Source organism: Borborobacter arsenicus, assembly GCF_003934165.1.
GTDB classification, from domain to species: Bacteria; Pseudomonadota; Alphaproteobacteria; order Rhizobiales; family Rhizobiaceae; genus Pseudaminobacter; species Pseudaminobacter arsenicus.
On the sequence record NZ_RKST01000001.1, the window covers coordinates 443962 to 463632 of the forward strand.

The window sequence follows — 19671 nt, forward strand, 5'->3', positions numbered from 1 at the left end:
GTCAACCCTTCATCATGTTGACATCGTCGGCCGCGATGGTGCCGCGATTGCGGAAGAAAACGACAAGGATGGCCAGGCCGATCGCAGCCTCGGCCGCCGCGACCGTCATCACGAAGAGCGCGAAGACCTGTCCGGCAAGGTCTCCAAGCACCGCCGAGAACGCCACGAAATTGATATTGACCGCCAGCAGGATAAGCTCGATCGACATCAGCATGACGATCACGTTCCGCCGGTTGAGAAAAATGCCGAACACGCCGACCGTGAACAGGATCGCCGAAACGGCAAGAAAATGTGCGACGCCGACTTCCATCGTCAGACCCCCTTGCCCGTTTCGACCTTCTTGACCTCGATCACCGGCTTGCGGGCAACTTGGGCCACGACGTCCTGGCGCTTGACGTTTTCCTTGTGGCGCAGCGTCAAAACGATCGCGCCGATCATCGCAACCAAAAGCACCAATCCTGCCATCTGGAACTGGAAAATGTAGTCCGTGTAGAGAATGTCGCCGAGTGCTGCCGTATTGTGCCGTGTGGCGATATCAGGCGTGGGCTGGGCAACGGCTCCGCCAAGCTCGGGCGCGAAGGCATAGCCGGCGGTCACCACGATCAATTCGGCAGCAAGGATCAGGCCTACCAGGGCGCCGATCGGCGCATATTGCAACGCGCCCGATTTTAGTTCGGCGAAATCCACGTCGAGCATCATCACGACGAACAGGAACAGCACCATGACCGCGCCGACATAGACGACGACGAGGATCATCGCCAGGAACTCGGCACCGGCGAGCAGGAACAGACCCGCGGCGTTGAAGAACGCGAGGATCAGGAACAGCACCGAATGTACGGGGTTGCGTGCGGAGATGACCATGAAGGCCGACGCCACCACAACAAAGGCAAAGAGGTAGAAAAAGGCTGCCTCTAATCCGCTCAGCATGGGTTCCCCCAGTTTTCCTTTTCGAGCCCACAGCTTCGCATCGGGGCCCGCTTCAGGTCCTCGCCTCTCCGTCTCCGGAAGGCCCAAGACCGCGTGTTCCTTAGACGAGCAAAACCGGCTCGTCCATGATTCTCATCTCAGCGATAAGGCGCATCCAACGCCATATTGCGTGCCAGTTCTCGTTCCCAGCGATCGCCGTTCGCGAGAAGCTTGTCCTTGTCGTAATAGAGCTCCTCGCGCGTCTCGGTCGCGAACTCGAAATTCGGACCTTCGACGATCGCGTCCACCGGGCAAGCCTCCTGACAGAAGCCGCAATAGATGCACTTCACCATGTCGATATCGTAGCGCACCGTGCGGCGCGTGCCGTCGTTGCGGCGCGGTCCGGCCTCGATGGTGATCGCCTGCGCCGGGCAGATCGCCTCGCACAATTTGCAGGCGATGCAGCGTTCCTCGCCGTTCGGGTAACGACGCAGCGCATGCTCGCCACGAAAGCGCGGGCTGACCGGCCCTTTCTCGTAAGGATAGTTCAGCGTGTATTTCGGTGCGAAGAACTGCCGCACCGAAAGCACCAGCGCCTCCACGAACTCCTTGAGCAGAAGCGATTTCGCAGCCTGGGCGAGAACCGACATCGTCAATCTCCAACTACATAAGGGGCTACGATGTAGCCGATGATCGGCAGGAGCACGAACTGGCTCAGGCCGGTAATATTCAGGACCCGTTTCGTTTCGGGCAGATCGACGCGCGAAGCAAGCAAGCGCAGCAGCATGAAATCCGCCGCCGCAATAGCCAGTCCTGCCAGCACGCCGATCAGGCCCGCGCTCATGCCAGACCCGTCAGCTTGAGGAAGGCGGCCGTCGCAATGACCATGAAGATCGAGATCGGCAGGAACACCTTCCAGCCCAGCCGCATCAGCTGGTCATAGCGATAGCGTGGCACGAACGCCTTCACGATCGAGAACATGAAGAAGACGAAGCAGACCTTCAGCACGAACCAGATCACGCCGGGCACCCAGGTGAAGGGCGCGATATCCAGCGGCGGCAGCCAGCCGCCAAGGAACAGGATGGTTGTCAGCGCACACATCAGCACGATCGCCACATATTCCCCGAGGAAGAACAGCAGGAACGGCGTCGAGGAATATTCGATCATGTGACCGGCGACGAGTTCGGATTCGGCCTCGACCAGATCGAAGGGCGGCCTGTTCGTTTCGGCCAGCGCCGAAATGAAGAAGATGATGAACATCGGGAACAGGCCAAGCCAATGCCAGTCGAGGAAGCTGTTGGGCAGGCCCATCATGGTGCCGAGCCCGTCGACTTGCGACAGCACGATATCGGTCAGGTTGAGCGAGCCGACCAGCAGAAGCACGGTGACGATGACGAAGCCGATCGACACTTCGTAGGACACCATCTGTGCCGCCGAGCGCAACGCGCCGAGGAACGGATATTTCGAGTTCGACGCCCAGCCGCCCATGATCACGCCGTAGACCTCAAGCGAGGAGAAGGCGAGAAGATAGAGGATGCCGACATTGATATCGGCGACCGCCCAGCCTTCACTTACGGGGATGACTGCCCAGCAGGCCAGCGCCAGCACGGCCGAAACCAGCGGCGCCAGAAGGAAGACGCCCTTATTGGTACCGGACGGGATGACCGGCTCCTTGAACACGAATTTGAACAGATCGGCGAAGGACTGCAGCAGGCCCCACGGCCCGACCACATTCGGCCCGCGCCGCAACTGCACGGCAGCCCAGATCTTGCGGTCCGCATAAAGGATATAGGCCACGAAGATCAGCAGGATGACGATCAGCGCCACCGACTTCAGCAGGATCAGCAGTCCGGGCAGGACGTAGAATGAAAAGAATGTATCCATGACCGTCCTATTCGGCTGCCTGTTTGATGTCGCCCTTCGCCAGAGCCGAGCATTCCGCCATCACGGCGGAAGCCCTTGCGATCGGGTTCGTCAAATAGAAATCCTTGACCGGCGACACAAACGCATCCTTGCCGAGCTTTCCGCCCAGCCGGGCGACCTTCGCGATATCAGCCGGATCACCCGCCGCAATCTCATCGATTTCGGCCAGATGGGGATGGTCGGCATAGAGCCTTGCCCGCAACTGAGCCAGCGAATCGAATGGCAGCCGGTGTCCGAGCACATCCGACAGCGCCCGCAGGATCGCCCAATCTTCCCTGGCCTCGCCCGGCGCGAAGCCGCCGCGATTGGTCTGCTGCACCCTGCCTTCGGTATTCACATAGGTGCCCGCCTTTTCGGTATAGGCAGCACCAGGCAGAATCACATCGGCGCGATGCGCTCCGGCATCGCCATGCGTGCCGATATAGACGACGAACGAGCCCTCGGTCCTGTTCATGTCGAGTTCGTCGGCGCCGAGCAGGAACAGAACGTCCATGTTGCCCAGCATTCCGGTGACATTCTTTCCGCCCTCGCCCGGCACGAAGCCGATATCGAGCGCGCCGACACGCGCCGCCGCCGTGTGCAGCACGGCAAAGCCGTTCCATTCGTCGCTGACCGCGCCAATGGCGGTCGCAAGCTTCGCAGTCTGGCCGAACACCGCCGCGCCATCGGCGCGTGCAAGAGCACCCTGGCCGATGATGATGAGCGGCCGAGAGGCCTTCTTCAGTGCCGAGAAGAACTTGCCCTTGCCGTCCGCCAGTTCCTTGAGCGATTCCGGACCAGCGCCCAGCATCTCGTAATCGTAGCGCAGGTCGCCCATGTCGCCGATCACGCCGATCGGCAGCCCGCCCGCACGCCAGCGCTTGCGGATGCGGGCATTGAGCACCGATGCCTCGAAGCGCGGATTGGCGCCGATGATGAGGATGGCGTCAGCCTCCTCGATGCCCTCGATCGTCGAGTTGAAGATGTAACTTGAGCGGCCGAGCGCCGGGTCAAGCGCGGCGCCATCCTGCCGGCAATCGATATTGGCCGAGCCGAGCGAGGTCATCAGTGCCTTCAGCGCGTAGATTTCCTCGACCGCCACCAGATCGCCGGCTATGGCGCCGATCCGATCGGCCGATGTCTTTGCAACCGCTTCCTTTATGGCGGCAAAGGCTTCGGCCCAGCTTGCCGGCTGGAGCCTGCCATTGCGGCGCACATAGGGCCGGTCCAGGCGCTGCGTGCGCAGCCCGTCCCAGATGAAGCGCGTCTTGTCGGAGATCCACTCCTCATTCACCGCGTCATTGTTGCGCGGCATGATGCGCATCACTTCGCGGCCGCGGCTATCGACGCGAATGGCCGAGCCGACAGCATCCATCACGTCGATGGACTCGGTCTTGGTCAGCTCCCATGGCCGCGCCTGAAAAGCGTAGGGTTTCGACGTCAACGCGCCGACCGGGCACAGATCGATGACATTTCCCTGCAATTCGGACGTCATCGCGCGCTCGAGATAGGTGGTGATCTCCATATCCTCGCCGCGCCCGGTGGCACCGAGCTCGGAAATGCCGCCCACCTCGGTGGTGAAGCGGATGCAGCGCGTGCAATGGATGCAACGCGTCATGATCGTCTTGACCAGAGGGCCGATATATTTGTCCTCGACCGCGCGCTTGTTCTCATGGAAGCGCGAGGAATCGACGCCATAAGCCATCGCCTGGTCCTGCAGGTCGCATTCCCCGCCCTGGTCGCAGATCGGGCAGTCGAGCGGATGGTTGATGAGCAGGAACTCCATCACGCCTTCGCGCGCCTTCTTGACCATAGGCGTGGTCGTGAAGATTTCCGGCGCCTCGCCATTCGGGCCGGGGCGCAGGTCGCGTACGCCCATGGCGCAGGAGGCCACCGGCTTGGGCGGCCCGCCCTTCACCTCGATCAGGCACATGCGGCAGTTGCCGGCAATCGACAGCCGTTCATGGAAGCAGAAGCGCGGAACTTCCGCGCCCGCCTCCTCCGCCGCCTGCAGCAGCGTATAGTGATCGGGAACCTCGATCTCCGTGCCGTCGACTTTGAGTTTCGCCATGCTCAAACCTCTGCGGTGATCCGCAACTCTTCGCCGGACGCTTACTGTCCGGCCAACCAATTCAATGCGTCGTCTTTTCAGCTACCAGCCGTGTCGCCTGCGCGGCCCAGCCATCACGCCCGATGCGGCCCTTGAACGACAGATAATCCTCGACCCATGCGATCTCCGCCTCGTCCCAGGCGATGACCTGCTCATAGGTCCACACACCAAGCCCGTTCAGGACCTGCTCGAGCTTCGGGCCGATGCCCGAAATCCGCTTCAGATCGTCAGGGGTGGCCGGACGGGCAAGCGCCAGCGGCTGCCTTGCTTTGACGCCAGGCTTTTCAGCGCCGGTCAGACCGGCGGTCGCTTCGCTGACGTCCCGCACCATCGAACGAACATCGGCCATCAGCGTCTTGGCAACGGCGCGCGCCTGTGTCGTCGCGGATTTCTCCTTGGGAACGAATGCGTCGACATCTTCCATTGCCTCGTCGTCCTGCGACACGAAGAAGCTCTGCGTGGCATGCGCCGCTCCAGCGACCGCGCCCATCCAGACACCCATCGCATGGCTTGCCATGCCGAGCCCGAGCGCCGAGCACGCGGCAGCACTGGCCACCGGGTGCACCATCAGATTGATGGCACCGGCAAAGTCATCCCGCAATGTGAAAGCCAATTCCTGATTCATATCTTTCCGGTGTTTCGCATCGGGTGTGAGAGTCTCGGATGTGGAAGATGTCGACATTGATCGGCTCCATCCTTTACCTGTTCACCCCACGGCCGCCGCGCGGCCGTGCCCGCTACAAATTCATTCCCTCATTCGGCAGCCGCCAGCACAGGCTGGGCGCGATGTGCATTGCGCGTGAACTCATCGATCCGACGCTCGATCTCCGGCCGAAAATGCCGGATCAGGCCCTGGATCGGCCAGGCTGCAGCATCGCCCAGGGCACAGATCGTGTGCCCTTCGACCTGCTTGGTGACATCGAGTAGCATGTCGATCTCACGCTTCTGCGCCTCGCCACGCACCAGGCGCTCCATCACGCGCCACATCCAGCCGGTGCCCTCGCGGCACGGCGTACACTGGCCGCAGCTTTCATGCTTGTAGAAGTAAGACAGCCGCGCGATCGCCTTCACAATGTCGGTGGACTTGTCCATCACAATCACCGCTGCCGTGCCGAGGCCCGACTTCAGGTCGCGCAGCGCATCGAAATCCATCGGCGTATCGATGATCTGCTCGCCCGGCACCAACGGCACCGACGAGCCGCCGGGAATGACTGCAAGCAGATTGTCCCAGCCACCGCGAATGCCGCCGCAATGCTTCTCGATCAGTTCCCGGAACGGGATAGACATCGCTTCCTCGACCGTGCACGGATTGTTGACGTGGCCCGACACGCAGAAAAGCTTGGTGCCTGCATTGTTCGGCCGTCCGAAAGACGAGAACCAGGCAGCCCCCCGGCGCAATATTGTTGGCGCAACCGCGATCGATTCGACATTGTTGACGGTCGTCGGGCAACCATAGAGGCCGACATTGGCCGGGAAAGGCGGCTTCAGCCGCGGCTGCCCCTTCTTGCCCTCGAGGCTTTCCAGCAGTGCCGTTTCCTCGCCGCAAATATAGGCACCGGCGCCGTGATGCATGTAGACGTCGAAGTCGTAGCCGTTCTTGTTGCCCTTGCCGATCAGGCCGGCGTCGTAAGCCTCATCGATCGCCCGTTGCAGCGCCTCGCGCTCGCGGATGAACTCGCCGCGCACATAGATGTAAGCCGCGATCGCGCCCATGGCGAAGCCGGCAATCAGGCAGCCTTCGACCAGCGTATGCGGGTCGTGGCGCAGGATCTCGCGGTCCTTGCAGGTACCCGGTTCGGACTCGTCGGCATTGACCACCAGATAAGAAGGACGGCCGTCGCTCTGCTTGGGCATAAACGACCATTTCAGGCCGGTCGGGAAACCTGCGCCACCACGACCGCGCAGGCCGGAAGCCTTCATCTCGTTGACGATCCAGTCGCGCCCCTTGGCAATGATGCCAGCGGTATCATCCCAATGGCCGCGCGCCATCACGCCTTTCAGCGAGTTGTCGAAGCGGCCGTAGATGTTGGTGAAGATGCGGTCTTTGTCCTGAAGCATTTTTCGTCCCTCAGACCGGCTTCTTGCCGAAGACGCGGATATATTCGGCCACACCGCCCTTGGCGAGCGCCTTGGCCTGTTTGCTCCAATCCTCGCGCTCGATACGGCCCTTGAAGTTCAGATAGGCGTCGACCCACTCACGCTCGGCCTTTTTCCAGGCGGCGATCTGCGCAAAGGTGAATATGCCGAGCGAGTGCAATATGGACTCGTTCTTGGGCCCGACGCCCGAAATCAGCTTGAGATCGTCCACCAGAGCCGGCCTGTCGATGCCTGCCGGACGGTTCTTGTCGTCCAGCGACGGCTTGGCCACGGCACCGACCTTGCGCCCACCGGCGCCGATCGGCTCACCCTTCAACCGCTCAGGTGACTTGAAGGCACTGGCGGGCTCATGCCTGGACGCCGCGCCCTTGCGCTGCTTGTCGACGGCTTCAACTGTCTGTTCGGCCTTGTTTGCGGCTGATTGATTGGCCACCGGTGCCGCTGCGCTCTGCTTTTTTTCCGCCTTCGCGCCGGCCTTCACCGGAGACGGCGATTTTACTGTGCCATTGGTCTCCATTGCATGCGTCTTCGGCTTAGCGGCCTTGGAGGGCGGCACGACTGCGCCGGTTGCCGCCACCTTCGCTGCCTTTGCGGCAGCCTTGGCTTCAGCCTCGCGCGTGGATTTCAGCACCGCCTTTTCGTCCTGCAGACTGGTCAGACCCGCCTGCGGGGCCGAATAGATGCGATCGACCTGCGGGCCGACCTTCACGCTGTCGCCCTTGCCAGCCTCGAACAGATCGATGATTTCGGCCAGGCGTTCGGGCGTCAGATCCTCATAGGCATCCTTGAAGATCATGATCATCGGCGCATTCACGCAGGCGCCCTGGCACTCGACCTCCTCCCAGGAGAGCGTGCCGGTCTCGTTAGTATGGAATTGGTCGTGATGGATCTTGGAACGGCAGACATCCATAAGCGCTTCGGCACCGCGCAGCATGCAGGGTGTCGTGCCGCAAACCTGGATATGAGCGCGCGTGCCCACCGGCTGCAACTGGAACTGCGTATAGAAGGTAGCGACCTCGAGCACCCGGATCAGCGGCATGTCGAGCATCTCGGCGACATGCTCGATGGCTGCCCGCGTCACCCAGCCTTCCTGCTCCTGCGCCAGCATCAACAGCGGGATCACCGCCGACTGTTCGCGCCCCTTGGGATATTTCTTGATCCATGTCTTTGCCTGCGCGGCCATGGCGCGGCTGAAGACAAAGCTTGCTGGCTGGACGTCAGTTTCTGCAAGACGACGGACTGACATTAGCGATCGACCTCACCAAACACGATGTCGAGGGAACCGAGAACGGCCGAAACATCGGCCAGCATGTGCCCCTTGCACAGAAAATCCATCGCCTGGAGATGCGCAAAGCCAGGCGCGCGCAGCTTGCAGCGATAGGGCTTGTTGGTTCCGTCCGACACCAGATAGACGCCGAACTCGCCCTTCGGCGCCTCGACAGCGGCATAAACCTCGCCGGCCGGGACATGGTAGCCCTCGGTGTAGAGCTTGAAGTGATGGATCAACGCTTCCATCGACCGCTTCATGGCCGCGCGCTTGGGCGGAACCACCTTGCCGTCGAGATTGGAAACCGGTCCGGTCGACTCCTTGCCAAGCAGGCGATCCACGCATTGGCGCATGATCTTGGCCGACTGGCGCATCTCTTCCATGCGGATCAGATAGCGGTCGTAGCAATCGCCATGCTTGCCGACGGGGATATCGAACTCCAACTCGGAATAGCATTCATAGGGCTGGCTCTTGCGCAGGTCCCAGGCAGCGCCCGAACCGCGCACCATCACGCCCGAAAAACCCCAGGCCCAGGCATCGTCCAGCGAGACGACGCCGATATCGGCGTTACGCTGCTTGAAGATGCGGTTATCCGCCAGAAGCACGTCGATGTCGTCGAGCGTCTTGTAAAAGGGGTCGATCCACTTGCCGATGTCCTCGACAAGCTGCTGCGGCAGGTCCTGATGCACGCCGCCGGGCCGGAAATAGGCCGCATGCATGCGCGCGCCACAGGCCCGCTCATAGAACACCATGAGCTTTTCGCGCTCTTCGAAGCCCCAGAGCGGCGGCGTCAGCGCGCCGACGTCCATCGCCTGCGTGGTGACGTTGAGCAGATGCGAAAGGATACGCCCGATCTCGGAATAGAGCACCCGGATCAACTGCCCGCGCTTCGGCACCTCGATGCCGAGCAACCGCTCCACCGCCAGCGCGAAGGCATGCTCCTGGTTCATCGGCGCGACATAATCGAGCCGGTCGAAATATGGGATCGCCTGGAGATAAGTCTTATGCTCGATCAGCTTTTCTGTGCCGCGGTGCAGGAGCCCGATATGCGGATCGACACGCTCGACCACCTCGCCGTCAAGCTCGAGCACAAGGCGCAGCACGCCATGTGCGGCCGGGTGCTGCGGCCCGAAATTGATGTTGAAATTGCGGACGTTATGTTCGGTCATAGACCTGACCTCACAGGCAGTCGGCTATAGGCAGTCGGCAGTCGGTTCATGACGACGCTCCGGTAGGTTGCACGGAACGAATCAGGCCGCGAAGCATCTTCCCAACCGTCTCCGCGCGCTCAAGTACTGGTGTCACAGCATCCTGCGAAGCAAGCCCAACCTTAAGTGCGAGCAACACATGGGTCTCCAGTTCCTTCAACGAGCCTTGTGCGTTCCTCAGAAATTGCGTGTAGCTGCCCGCGCTCTCGCGGCCATAACCTTCGGCAATATTGGCCGGCACGGATGCTCCGGCGCGGCGAATTTGCGAAGTCATGCCAAACGCCTCCTCGCGAGGAAAAGCGTGGGTCAACCCATAGCACGCCGCAGCCAGTTCCATAGCCTCGTTCCAAACTCTCAGATCGCGATACGAGCGAATAGCGCCGTCATCCGACATTCCGATTGCCCACTGCCCATTGCCGACTGCCGTATCACTGCTTCGCCTTTTCGTCTCCTGGCAGGACGTAGTCCGTCCCTTCCCATGGAGACAAAAAGTCGAAATTGCGGAATTCCTGCTTGAGCTCCACCGGCTCGTAGACGACCCGCTTGGCCTCGTCGTCGTAGCGGACTTCGACAAAACCGGTCAGCGGGAAGTCCTTCCTCAGCGGGTGCCCCTCGAAACCGTAATCCGTCAGCAGCCGGCGCAGGTCCGGATGACCGGAAAACAGGATGCCATAAAGATCATAGGCCTCCCGCTCGAACCAGTCGGCACCCGGAAAGACGCCGGTCAGCGACGGCACCGGCGTATCCTCGTCCGTCGCCACCTTGAGCCGGATGCGCAGATTCTGGCGCGGCGACAGCAGATGATAAACGACGTCGAAACGCTTTTGGCGTGCGGGATAATCAGCACCCGAAATGTCGATGAAAGACACGAACTGGCACTGCACATCATTGCGCAGGAACGTCGCGACACTGATGAGATCATCCGCCGGGATCGACAGCGTGAGTTCGCCATAGGCCAGCACGCTTTCGCTGATCTTGCCGCCGAGTTTTTCTGCGAGATAGGACGCCAGGTCCTTCAGGGCTTCACTCATCGCCACTCACCGTTCGATCGTGCCAGTGCGGCGGATCTTCTTCTGCAACAGAAGAATTCCATAAAGCAGCGCTTCGGCCGTGGGCGGGCAGCCCGGTACATAGATATCCACCGGCACCACGCGGTCACAGCCACGCACCACCGAATAGGAATAATGATAATAGCCGCCGCCATTGGCACATGATCCCATCGAGATCACATAGCGAGGCTCAGGCATCTGGTCGTAGACCTTGCGCAGCGCCGGCGCCATCTTGTTGGTCAGGGTGCCGGCAACGATCATCACGTCGGACTGGCGTGGGGAGGCGCGTGGCGCGATGCCGAAGCGCTCGGCGTCATAGCGCGGCATAGAAATGTGCATCATTTCCACCGCGCAACAGGCCAGACCAAACGTCATCCACATCAGCGAGCCGGTGCGCGCCCAGGTGATCAGCGCCTCGGACGAGGTGACGAGGAAGCCCTTGTCGGACAGTTCGCTGTTGATGTCGCCGAAAAACGGATCATCCGCCCCAACCGGCTTGCCCGTATTCGGATCGATGATTCCCTTCGGCCTGGCCGCGACCAGCGTGGGAGAAGCGTCGTTCAATCCCATTCCAGTGCTCCCTTTTTCCATTCATAGATGAAGCCGATGGTCAGCACCGCCAGGAAGACCATCATCGACCAGAAGCCGAGCATGCCGACATCGCCGAACGAAACGGCCCAGGGGAACAGGAACGCCACTTCCAGGTCGAAGATGATGAAAAGGATCGACACCAGATAGAAGCGTATGTCGAACTTCATGCGGGCATCGTCGAAGGAGTTGAAACCGCACTCATAGGCCGACAGCTTTTCCGGGTCCGGATTGCGATAGGCGATTATGAAGGGTGCCACGATCAGCGCCAGGCCGACGACCAGCGCCACGCCGATGAAGATCACGACAGGAAGATATGAACTCAAAAGCTCGTTCATGCTCCGACTTTCCGTTGTCGACCACGACCTGATTATAAGCTCTGACGCGAACCGGAGAACCGTGACAGATTGGCCCTATTAGACCGGCGCCGAGAAACCATGCTGCAACGCGGCGAGGGTTAGCGCAGGCAATCTTGCGAAGCAAGTCCAACCTTGGCGAAACCATGGACCCGAGAGTTAGTTTTCAGCCAAATGCCTCTATGCCGCACATATCTTATTTCTATACTTTTTTACTCAACTTTTTCTCCTGACATGGATGGCAAGTCGAACCTGCTAGTTTCGGGTGGATTTGCTGATTCAATTATGTGACCTCACCTCGATCAACCAATTTTTCCGGCGGGTTGGAATGAAGGAAACGATCTCGGCCGCTACGGCCCGGCGCATCGCGCTCGCAGCGCAAGGTTTTGCCGAGGCACGGCCGAATGGAGCAATCGACCAGCGCCACATCAACCGGACGCTCGCCCGTATCGGCCTGCTCCAGATCGATTCTGTCAGCGTCGTGGTGCGGGCGCATTACATGCCGCTTTTCTCGCGGCTCGGGTCCTATGCGCGCACGCTTCTGGACAATGCCGCCTCAGGCAGGAAACGTTCCTTATTCGAGTATTGGGCACATGAGGCCTCCTTCCTTCCGGTGGAAACCTATCCGCTGATGCGTTGGCGCATGGACCGCGCCGCTCGCCACGAGGATATTTATGGCGGCCTTGCCAAATGGGCGCGCGCCAATACCGGGCTGATTGACGATATTTACCGGGAAGTAGCGGCGCGCGGGCCGCTAGCAGCATCCGACATCAAGGGCGCCAAGGGTTCTGGCGGCTGGTGGGGATGGAGCGACGAGAAACATGCCTTCGAATGGCTGTTCTGGGCTGGACGCATCACCACCGCTTCGCGACGCGGCTTCGAGCGCGTCTACGATCTGCCGGAACGCGTCCTGCCTGCCTCGGCCGTCAACGCTCCTGTCCCCGCGCCGGCCGACGCGCATCGCCAATTGCTGCGCATCGCCGCCCGCGCCCATGGCATCGCCACTACACCTTGCCTGCGAGACTATTTTCGCCTTTCGGCCGGCGACATGAAGGGCCGCATAGAAGAACTGGTCGAGGCCGGCGAACTGCTGCCCGTGCGCGTAGAGGGGTGGAACCGGCAAGCCTATCTCCATGCCGGCGCGCGCATTCCACGCAAGGTGGAGGCACGGGCGCTGCTTGCCCCCTTCGACCCGCTTGTCTTCGAGCGCGCCCGCACCGAAGCGCTGTTCGATTTCCGCTACCGTATCGAAATCTACACGCCCGCGCCGAAGCGCCAATATGGCTATTACGTGCTGCCCTTCCTGCTCGGCGACCGGCTGGTGGCGCGGGTCGACCTCAAGGCCGACCGCCCGATGGGCACACTGCGGGTGCTTGCCGCCTATGCAGAACCGGCCGCACCGGCACACACGGCCGAGGCATTGGCAATGGAACTCCGCCTGATGGCAGACTGGCTCGGGCTGGAACGCATCGAGGCCGTTCCGGCCGGCGACCTCGGCCCGGCGCTGGCCGACATCATCATGTCGCAGCCACGCGTTGACACGGCAGCGCGCTAACGCATAAGTTCATGGCTGACGGTCCCCTCTCCGCAATGGGAGGGGCTAAGAGGGAATGCGGTGCGAAACGCAATGTTTCAAATCCGCAGCTGTCCCCGCAACTGTAAGCGAAGAGCCGAAGGCCGATAGCCACTGGGGTTTCCCGGGAAGGCAGCCCGAGGTGACGATCCGCGAGCCAGGAGACCTGCCGTCAGACCAGAAAATCCGATCGTCCGGCGGGTGTCCCGGACAAGGAGAACGATCGAGTGAAAATCGACGGTGATTCCGTAACACGGACTGATGACGCCGATCCCGGCGGCAGCGATGTCACCATTGTGGTCTGCTCCTCCTGCCGCGATGAAACCGGATCGGATATCCGTCCCAGTGCCGGCCAGCGCCTTGGCGAATCGACCACGCATGCGGCCCGCAATACGACAATTCACGTGCGACAGGTCGAATGTCTCGGCAATTGCCGACGACGGCTCAGTGCCGCGATCATCCGTGACGGCTCGTGGAGCTATGTCTTCGGCGATCTGACACCTGACAGCGGACCTGACCTGATTGCGGGCGCCGAACTCTTCGCCACCTCGACCGATGGCATCCTGCCCTGGCGGGGCCGTCCCGACAGCCTCAAGCGCGGCCTTGTCGCACGCATCCCTCCTATCGACCTTTTGAAGGATCCTTCATGACCGCTTCCGCTACCCGCGTCCCCTGCACCGTTGTCACCGGCTTTCTCGGCTCCGGCAAGACGACGCTGATCCGCCATATTCTCCAGCACGCCAACGGCAAGCGTCTGGCTCTGATCGTCAATGAATTCGGCGATATCGGCATCGACGGGGAAATCCTGAAAGGCTGCGGCATCGACACATGCCCGGAAGAAAACATCCTCGAACTGGCCAATGGCTGCCTCTGCTGCACCGTTGCCGACGATTTCGTCCCCGCGCTCGACCAGATCCTGGCGCTCGAGCCCAAGGTCGATCACATCATCATCGAGACCTCGGGGCTCGCTCTGCCCAAGCCGCTGGTGCAGGCCTTCCAGTGGCCTTCGGTCAAGAGCCGCGTCACTGTTGACGGCGTGGTTGCCGTGGTGGACGGCCCTGCCCTTGCCGATGGCAAGGTGGCAACCGACATGGAGGCGCTGCAGGCCCAGCGCCAGCAGGACGAGTCGGTCGACCACGACGACCCCGTCGAAGAGGTCTTCGAGGACCAGCTTGCCTGCGCCGACCTCATCATCCTTTCCAAGAACGACCTGCTCGACGAGGCCGGCAGCCTGCGTGCCAACACCCGCATCGGTGACCATCTTGCCCGTGCGGTAAAGATCGTGCCGACCACCCATGGCCGCATCGAGCCGTCGGTGATGCTTGGCCTCGGTCTTGCCGTGGAAGACGATATCGAGAACCGCAAGACGCATCATGACGGCATGCTCGACCACGAGCATGACGACTTCGACAGCTTTATCGTCGAACTGCCCGCCACCTCCGATCCGGACGATCTTGCCGCACGCGTGGCGGCTGCGGCGGAACAGGAAAACGTGCTGCGGGTAAAGGGCTTTGTCGATGTCAGCGGCAAACCGATGCGGCTTCTGGTCCAGGCTGTGGGCCCGCGCGTCAGCCATTATTACGACCGTGTCTGGACACCTGCCGACGATCGCCGCTCGCGGCTCGTGGTGATCGGGCTGAAAGGCCTGAACCGCGAAGCCGTCGAGAGGATTCTGGTGAACTGAGGTCCCGGTGAAAAGACGGCGTTCCACGTTGCCAGAGGGGGGTGTCGTAGAGCACCACCTTCGAAACGTCTTCACGTCGAGACGGGCATCGCCATGCACATACTGACCACCACATCCGCTTCGCTCGACGATCTGGTCGAGCCGGTCGATTTGCGGCAGGCGCCGGCGGATATCGTGGCGCTGTCCTTTACCGACAGCGATCTTGCCGGGTTGGCGGCGGCATGGCGGCAAGATGCCGCCACCTTGCCGTCAATGCGGCTGGCCGCCCTTCGCGACCTGCGCCATCCGATGTCGGTCGATCTGTGGATCGACAGCGTAGCGCGCCATGCCAAGGTCATCCTTATCCGCATTCTCGGCGGTTACGACTGGTGGCGCTATGGCTGCGACCAGCTCGCCGCGATCTGCCGGCAGAAACGCATCCATCTGGCGCTGCTGCCGGGCGAAAGCCACGATGAAGACATCCGGCTAATCGAATGCTCGACCCTGCCGCGCGAACAACTCGACCATTTGCTCGCCTATTTCCGTGCCGGCGGTCCCGCCAATATGCGTGCGCTGATGCAGCGCCTGGCTGGACTTGCCGGACATGAAGCAGCGGCGCCCGAACCGGTCGCGGTGCCGAAAGCAGGGTTTTATATGCCTGGTGCGGGCGTGGTGGAAGCGCTCCCTTATTTTCCTCCTGGGAAGGGTAAAGCAGCCCCGCTCGTCCCGATCCTCTTCTACCGCTCGATGCTGCTTGCCGCCGATGCCGCTCCCATCGACGCGCTGGTCGAGGCATTGCACGAACGCGGCATGGTCCCGGTTCCGATCTTCGTTTCCAGCCTGAAGGACCCCGCCTCGCTCGATTTCGTCGAGCAAGCGCTGAGATCCTTGCAGCCGGCCGCCATCGTCACCGCCACCGCATTCGCCAGCAGCGCGGAGCCCGGCATCGAAACGCTGTTCGACCGGGCCGGTGTGCCGGTGTTCCAGGCCATTGTCGCAACAACGCGCCGCGAGGCCTGGGCGACGAGCCAGCGCGGCCTCGCCCCTGCCGACCTTGCCATGCATGTGGTCATGCCCGAGCTCGACGGGCGCATCATGGCCGGTGCGATCTCCTTCAAGGCTGAGAGCGAGGCAGACGATGCACTCGCCTTCAAGGGTTTAATCAATCTGCCTGAGCTGGACCGCATCGCCCAGGTCGCCGAACGCATCGCCGCCTTCATCCGCATGCAGCGCGAACCGCGTGCAACGCGAAAGCTCGCAATCCTCATCCCTGACTATCCAAGCGCCCCCGGCCGTACCGGCTATGCCGTCGGCCTCGATGTGCCTGCAAGCGTGCTTGCCATGCTGCACGACCTGAAGGACGCCGGCTATCTGGTTGAGGAGATTCCGGAATCCCCACGCAGACTGCTGGATCTGCTGGAACGCAGCGACCACGGCTTGAGTCTTGAGGACTATGCGCGCCTTTCCGCCGAATTGCCGGCAGAGGCGCGGGCGACGGTCGAGGCTGCTTGGGACCCGAACACGGACTTTACCTTCTCCTTTCGGGCTGCGACCTTCGGCAATATCACCGTGGCACTCGCACCTGATCGCGGACGGGCAGCCGACCGCCGCGCCGACTATCACGACCCGACCTTGCCGCCACGGCACGCGCTGGTTGCCTTCGGCCTCTGGCTGCGCCACTCGATTGGCTGCCATGCGCTGGTGCATGTTGGCGCACACGGCACGCTGGAATGGCTGCCGGGCAAGACCGTGGCGCTGAGCAATTTCTGTTTTCCCGAAATCGTCACCGGCGCGCTGCCGGTCGTCTATCCGTTCATCGTCAGCAACCCCGGCGAAGCTGCACAGGCCAAGCGGCGCATCGGCGCCGTCACGCTCGGCCATCTGCCCCCGCCTCTTGCCGCCGCAGGCATGGACGAAAACCAGCAGAAGTTGGAACGGCTCGTCGACGAATACGCCCAGGCCGACGGGCTAGACCGACGCCGCCGCGACCGGCTGGCGAGGCTGATCGTCGAAACCGCAGCGAACAGTGGTCTTGCCGCGGAAGCCGGTGTGACTGGAACCGACGCTCCCGACGAAGCGCTGCGCCGCATCGATGCCTGGCTCTGCGACCTCAAGGATTTCGCCATCAAGGACGGGCTGCACATTTATGGCCGTTCGGCTTCCGACGAGCAGGACCCGCTACGTCGGTGCAGCGCCACATGCGAGCGCGACATGCTGATTGCTGCGCTGGACGGCCGTCATATCCCGGCCGGTCCTGCGGGTGCGCCAGCGCGCGGCCGCATCGATGTGCTGCCCACCGGCCGCAACCTGTTCACCACCGATCCGCGCACCATGCCGACGCCGACCGCCTTCGATCTCGGCCGAGCCGCCGCTCAGGAGGTGTTGACGCGCTATCTGCAGGATCACGGCGACTGGCCGCGCTCGCTGGTCATCGACCTCTGGGGCAGCGCCTCGCTGCGCACCGGCGGCGAGGAGATCGCACAGGGCCTGTTCCTGATGGGTTGCCGCCCGCAATGGGATGCCGCAACCGGGCGCGTCACCGGCATCGAGGTGCTGCCGCCAGCCAGCGTCGGGCGGCCACGCGTCGATGTCACATGGCGCATTTCCGGCCTGTTCCGCGACATGTTCCCAACCCAGATCGCGCTGATCGACGCGGCCGTGAAGGCTATAGCGGCGCGTGAGGAAGAGGCATCGGAAAATCCCCTGGCCGCCGATACCCGTTCAACCGGCAAGACGCCTTCGCGGATATTCGGCTCCTCTCCCGGCACCTATGGGGCGGGCTTGGAAGACCTGCTTTCCAGCGGCGAATGGGTAAGCCGCGAGGAACTCGGCCGCGCCTATCTCGATGCCACCTCCCATGCCTATGGCGGCGCCGATGGCGAGGGCATCTCCGCCCCCGGCGCCTTTGCAGAGCGGATCGGGAGGGCCGATCTGCTCGTCCACAGCGGCGACGATCCCGCCCGCGATATTCTCGAAGGCTCGGCCGATGTTGCTTTCATCGGCGGCTTTTCGGCAGCACTCGCCGCACTTGGCAAAAATGCCGACGTCATCGTGCTCGACACCACCGACCCGGCGCGTCCGCGCCCTCGCTCGATTACCGAGGCGGTAACGCGCGTCGTGCGCGCCCGCGCCGTCAATCCGCGCTTTATCGCGGGTCAGATGCGCCATGGGCCGCGCGGCGCTTCTGAATTTGCCGAGACGGTCGATCGCCTCATCGGCTTTGCCGAAACCACCGAAGCCATTCCGGGCGCGCTGATCGAGGCGGTGCATGACGCCTATATCGGCGACGAGGCCGTACGTGCCTTCCTGCTGCGGGAAAACCCGGCGGCGGCAAAGGTGATCGCGCAGCGTTTCGCCTCCGCGCGTCATCGTGGCCTGTGGCATCCGCTGCGCAATTCGATCGATGACGAGCTTGCCTGGCTTATCGCCGAGGCCGAGGCGCTGGAGGAGGCAGCATGAGCGCCTTTGCCCGCCGCGGTGCCTGCCCCTCCATCTCCCGTCCGATGCAGACCGGCGACGGGCTTCTGGTGCGCCTCAATCCGGTTGCTGGAAGTCTTTCGCCCAAAACGTTGATCGGACTCTGTGAATCGGCCTTGCGCCATGGCAATGGCATGATGGAGGTGACGGCTCGCGGCAGCCTGCAGATTCGAGGCCTGACCGCACAAAGCGCGCCATCGCTGGCGGCAGAAGTGGATGGGCTTGGCATCGCGGCCCGCACTAGCGTTCCTGTCGAAACCGGTCCCTTGGCCGGGCTGGACCCGCAGGAAATCAGCACCCCCATGGCGCTTGCCGAAAGCATCCGTCAGGAGATCGCAGCATCGGGCCTTGCCGACCGACTCGGTCCCAAAGTCTCCGTGGTCGTCGATGGCGGCGGCCAGTTGAATATGAATTCCGTACCGGCCGATGTCAGGCTTGTTGCCGTTACCAAGCAAGACTGGCTGCTGGCGATTGCCGGCGATGCGCATAACTGCACTCCCATCGGCAGTTTCAATGAGGCCGACGCGCTGACGGCGGCCCTTACGATATTGCAGGCCATCGCCGGCCTCGGTCCAGAAGGCAGGGCGCGGGATTTGGACGAGAAACATTTGGGGGAGTTACTTCACCAGCTCGAGAGCCTGAGTTCTTTCACGCCCCCCTCTGTCCTGCCGGACATCTCCCCCTCAAGGGGGGAGATCAGCCGTCATCGACTTTTCCAGCCTCTTTCTGCACCGCCAGCACCGTCTTACGCTGACAATTCGAGCGGAGAGCCCGGTGCCAGCATAATCTCCCCCCTTGAGGGGGAGATGTCCGGCAGGACAGAGGGGGGCAATATAGAACACCCCTCCCCGATCGGGATTTTCACACTTCACGCAACACTTGCCCTCGGCCTTGGGTTGCCTTTCGGCAGCATACCGGCCGACAGGCTGATCGCTCTGGCAAAGGAAGCGCTTTGCCTCGGCGCGACCGAAATCCGGGTCGCACCCCAGCGGGCGTTGCTCGTTCTCGGCCTGTCAGAAACTGCCTGCGCTTCGCTGCAGAACAGTGCCAAGAAACTCGGCTTCATCATCGATGCTGACGACCCACGTTGCGGCATTGCCGCCTGCGTCGGCGCGCCCGCCTGTGCCTCTGGTCACATCGCCACCCGCCAGATCGCGGAAAGCATAGCCCGCGACGCTGGCGACCTGCTCGACCCGCCCTTCGTCCTGCATGTCTCGGGCTGCGCCAAGGGTTGCGCCCATCCGGGCGCAGCAGCATTGACGCTGGTCGGCAGCGAAGCCCAACACGTCGGGCTGGTCCTGACCGGGACGGCACGAGACGAACCGGCCGCCTATGTGCCAACCGATAGACTTGCACGGGGATTCCGGCGCATGGCAGCGGCTTTGCGCATTGAACGCCACGCAAGTGAAACCACAGCAACCTGCCTCGCACGCATGGGGCATGCCCGGGTTGCCGCATTTTTCCAGCAAGGATGA

19 protein-coding genes and 1 riboswitch are annotated in these 19671 nt (G+C 62.3%); of the genes, 5 read left to right on the top strand and 14 right to left on the bottom strand.

Going from position 1 to position 19671, the window contains the following annotated elements; all coding sequences use genetic code 11:
* Nucleotide 1: 1 nt before the first annotated feature.
* From nuoK to EET67_RS09755, 14 genes are all read right to left on the bottom strand, one after another.
* Nucleotides 2-310, bottom strand: a complete 309-nt coding sequence (nuoK, locus tag EET67_RS09690) for an NADH-quinone oxidoreductase subunit NuoK (protein ID WP_128625925.1) — start codon at nucleotides 308-310, stop codon at nucleotides 2-4.
* 2 nt (nucleotides 311-312) lie between these two features.
* On the bottom strand, nucleotides 313-927 hold the full coding sequence (locus EET67_RS09695) for an NADH-quinone oxidoreductase subunit J (RefSeq protein WP_128625926.1): 615 nt from the start codon (nucleotides 925-927) through the stop codon (nucleotides 313-315).
* 137 nt (nucleotides 928-1064) lie between these two features.
* Entirely contained in the window at nucleotides 1065-1556 is a 492-nt protein-coding gene (nuoI, locus tag EET67_RS09700) for an NADH-quinone oxidoreductase subunit NuoI (protein WP_128625927.1), read from the bottom strand.
* 2 nt (nucleotides 1557-1558) lie between these two features.
* A complete protein-coding gene (locus EET67_RS09705; protein ID WP_128625928.1) occupies nucleotides 1559-1750 on the bottom strand; it encodes a hypothetical protein in 192 nt (63 codons plus the stop codon).
* Nucleotides 1747-2790, bottom strand: a complete 1044-nt coding sequence (gene nuoH / locus EET67_RS09710) for an NADH-quinone oxidoreductase subunit NuoH (RefSeq protein ID WP_128625929.1) — start codon at nucleotides 2788-2790, stop codon at nucleotides 1747-1749. The genes EET67_RS09705 and nuoH overlap by 4 nt, the downstream gene beginning before the upstream one ends.
* A gap of 7 nt (nucleotides 2791-2797) precedes the next feature.
* Entirely contained in the window at nucleotides 2798-4879 is a 2082-nt protein-coding gene (gene nuoG, locus EET67_RS09715) for an NADH-quinone oxidoreductase subunit NuoG (protein ID WP_128625930.1), read from the bottom strand.
* Between the two features lie 61 nt (nucleotides 4880-4940).
* The gene (locus EET67_RS09720) at nucleotides 4941-5543 is read right to left on the bottom strand and encodes an NADH-quinone oxidoreductase subunit E (protein WP_245450831.1); all 603 of its coding nucleotides are present in this window, start codon (nucleotides 5541-5543) and stop codon (nucleotides 4941-4943) included.
* Nucleotides 5544-5671: 128 nt separating this feature from the next.
* Nucleotides 5672-6976: an NADH-quinone oxidoreductase subunit NuoF gene (gene nuoF / locus EET67_RS09725; protein ID WP_128625932.1), complete on the bottom strand. Its 1305-nt coding sequence runs from the start codon at nucleotides 6974-6976 to the stop codon at nucleotides 5672-5674.
* Nucleotides 6977-6986: 10 nt separating this feature from the next.
* Nucleotides 6987-8261 carry an NADH-quinone oxidoreductase subunit E gene (locus tag EET67_RS09730; protein WP_128625933.1) on the bottom strand — a complete coding sequence of 425 codons (1275 nt, stop codon included), beginning with the start codon at nucleotides 8259-8261 and terminating at the stop codon, nucleotides 6987-6989.
* The gene (locus EET67_RS09735; RefSeq protein WP_128625934.1) at nucleotides 8261-9451 is read right to left on the bottom strand and encodes an NADH-quinone oxidoreductase subunit D; all 1191 of its coding nucleotides are present in this window, start codon (nucleotides 9449-9451) and stop codon (nucleotides 8261-8263) included. The genes EET67_RS09730 and EET67_RS09735 overlap by 1 nt, the downstream gene beginning before the upstream one ends.
* Before the next feature lie 46 nt (nucleotides 9452-9497).
* Nucleotides 9498-9884, bottom strand: a complete 387-nt coding sequence (locus tag EET67_RS09740) for a four helix bundle protein (RefSeq protein WP_128625935.1) — start codon at nucleotides 9882-9884, stop codon at nucleotides 9498-9500.
* A gap of 34 nt (nucleotides 9885-9918) precedes the next feature.
* A complete protein-coding gene (locus tag EET67_RS09745; RefSeq protein ID WP_128625936.1) occupies nucleotides 9919-10521 on the bottom strand; it encodes an NADH-quinone oxidoreductase subunit C in 603 nt (200 codons plus the stop codon).
* 6 nt (nucleotides 10522-10527) lie between these two features.
* Nucleotides 10528-11109, bottom strand: a complete 582-nt coding sequence (locus tag EET67_RS09750; protein ID WP_128625937.1) for a NuoB/complex I 20 kDa subunit family protein — start codon at nucleotides 11107-11109, stop codon at nucleotides 10528-10530.
* The gene (locus tag EET67_RS09755) at nucleotides 11100-11465 is read right to left on the bottom strand and encodes an NADH-quinone oxidoreductase subunit A (protein WP_128625938.1); all 366 of its coding nucleotides are present in this window, start codon (nucleotides 11463-11465) and stop codon (nucleotides 11100-11102) included. The genes EET67_RS09750 and EET67_RS09755 overlap by 10 nt, the downstream gene beginning before the upstream one ends.
* Before the next feature lie 346 nt (nucleotides 11466-11811).
* On the opposite strand from EET67_RS09755, the gene EET67_RS09760 reads away from it, so the two are divergent.
* The 5 genes from EET67_RS09760 to cobG all read left to right on the top strand — a co-directional run bounded on the left by EET67_RS09760 (nucleotide 11812) and on the right by cobG (nucleotide 19671).
* Complete coding sequence (locus tag EET67_RS09760) at nucleotides 11812-13038, top strand: winged helix-turn-helix domain-containing protein (protein ID WP_128625939.1); 1227 nt, start codon at nucleotides 11812-11814, stop codon at nucleotides 13036-13038.
* A 2-nt stretch (nucleotides 13039-13040) separates the two neighbouring features.
* Nucleotides 13041-13244, top strand: a riboswitch (cobalamin riboswitch).
* A 39-nt stretch (nucleotides 13245-13283) separates the two neighbouring features.
* Nucleotides 13284-13706 (top strand): DUF1636 family protein, encoded by a 423-nt coding sequence (locus EET67_RS09765; RefSeq protein ID WP_128625940.1) that lies wholly within the window; start codon nucleotides 13284-13286, stop codon nucleotides 13704-13706.
* Entirely contained in the window at nucleotides 13703-14740 is a 1038-nt protein-coding gene (gene cobW / locus EET67_RS09770) for a cobalamin biosynthesis protein CobW (protein ID WP_128625941.1), read from the top strand. The genes EET67_RS09765 and cobW overlap by 4 nt, the downstream gene beginning before the upstream one ends.
* A 93-nt stretch (nucleotides 14741-14833) precedes the next feature.
* Complete coding sequence (gene cobN / locus EET67_RS09775; protein ID WP_128625942.1) at nucleotides 14834-18178, top strand: cobaltochelatase subunit CobN; 3345 nt, start codon at nucleotides 14834-14836, stop codon at nucleotides 18176-18178.
* Nucleotides 18175-19671, top strand: a complete 1497-nt coding sequence (cobG, locus tag EET67_RS09780; RefSeq protein ID WP_128625943.1) for a precorrin-3B synthase — start codon at nucleotides 18175-18177, stop codon at nucleotides 19669-19671. Before cobN ends, cobG begins: the two co-directional genes overlap by 4 nt.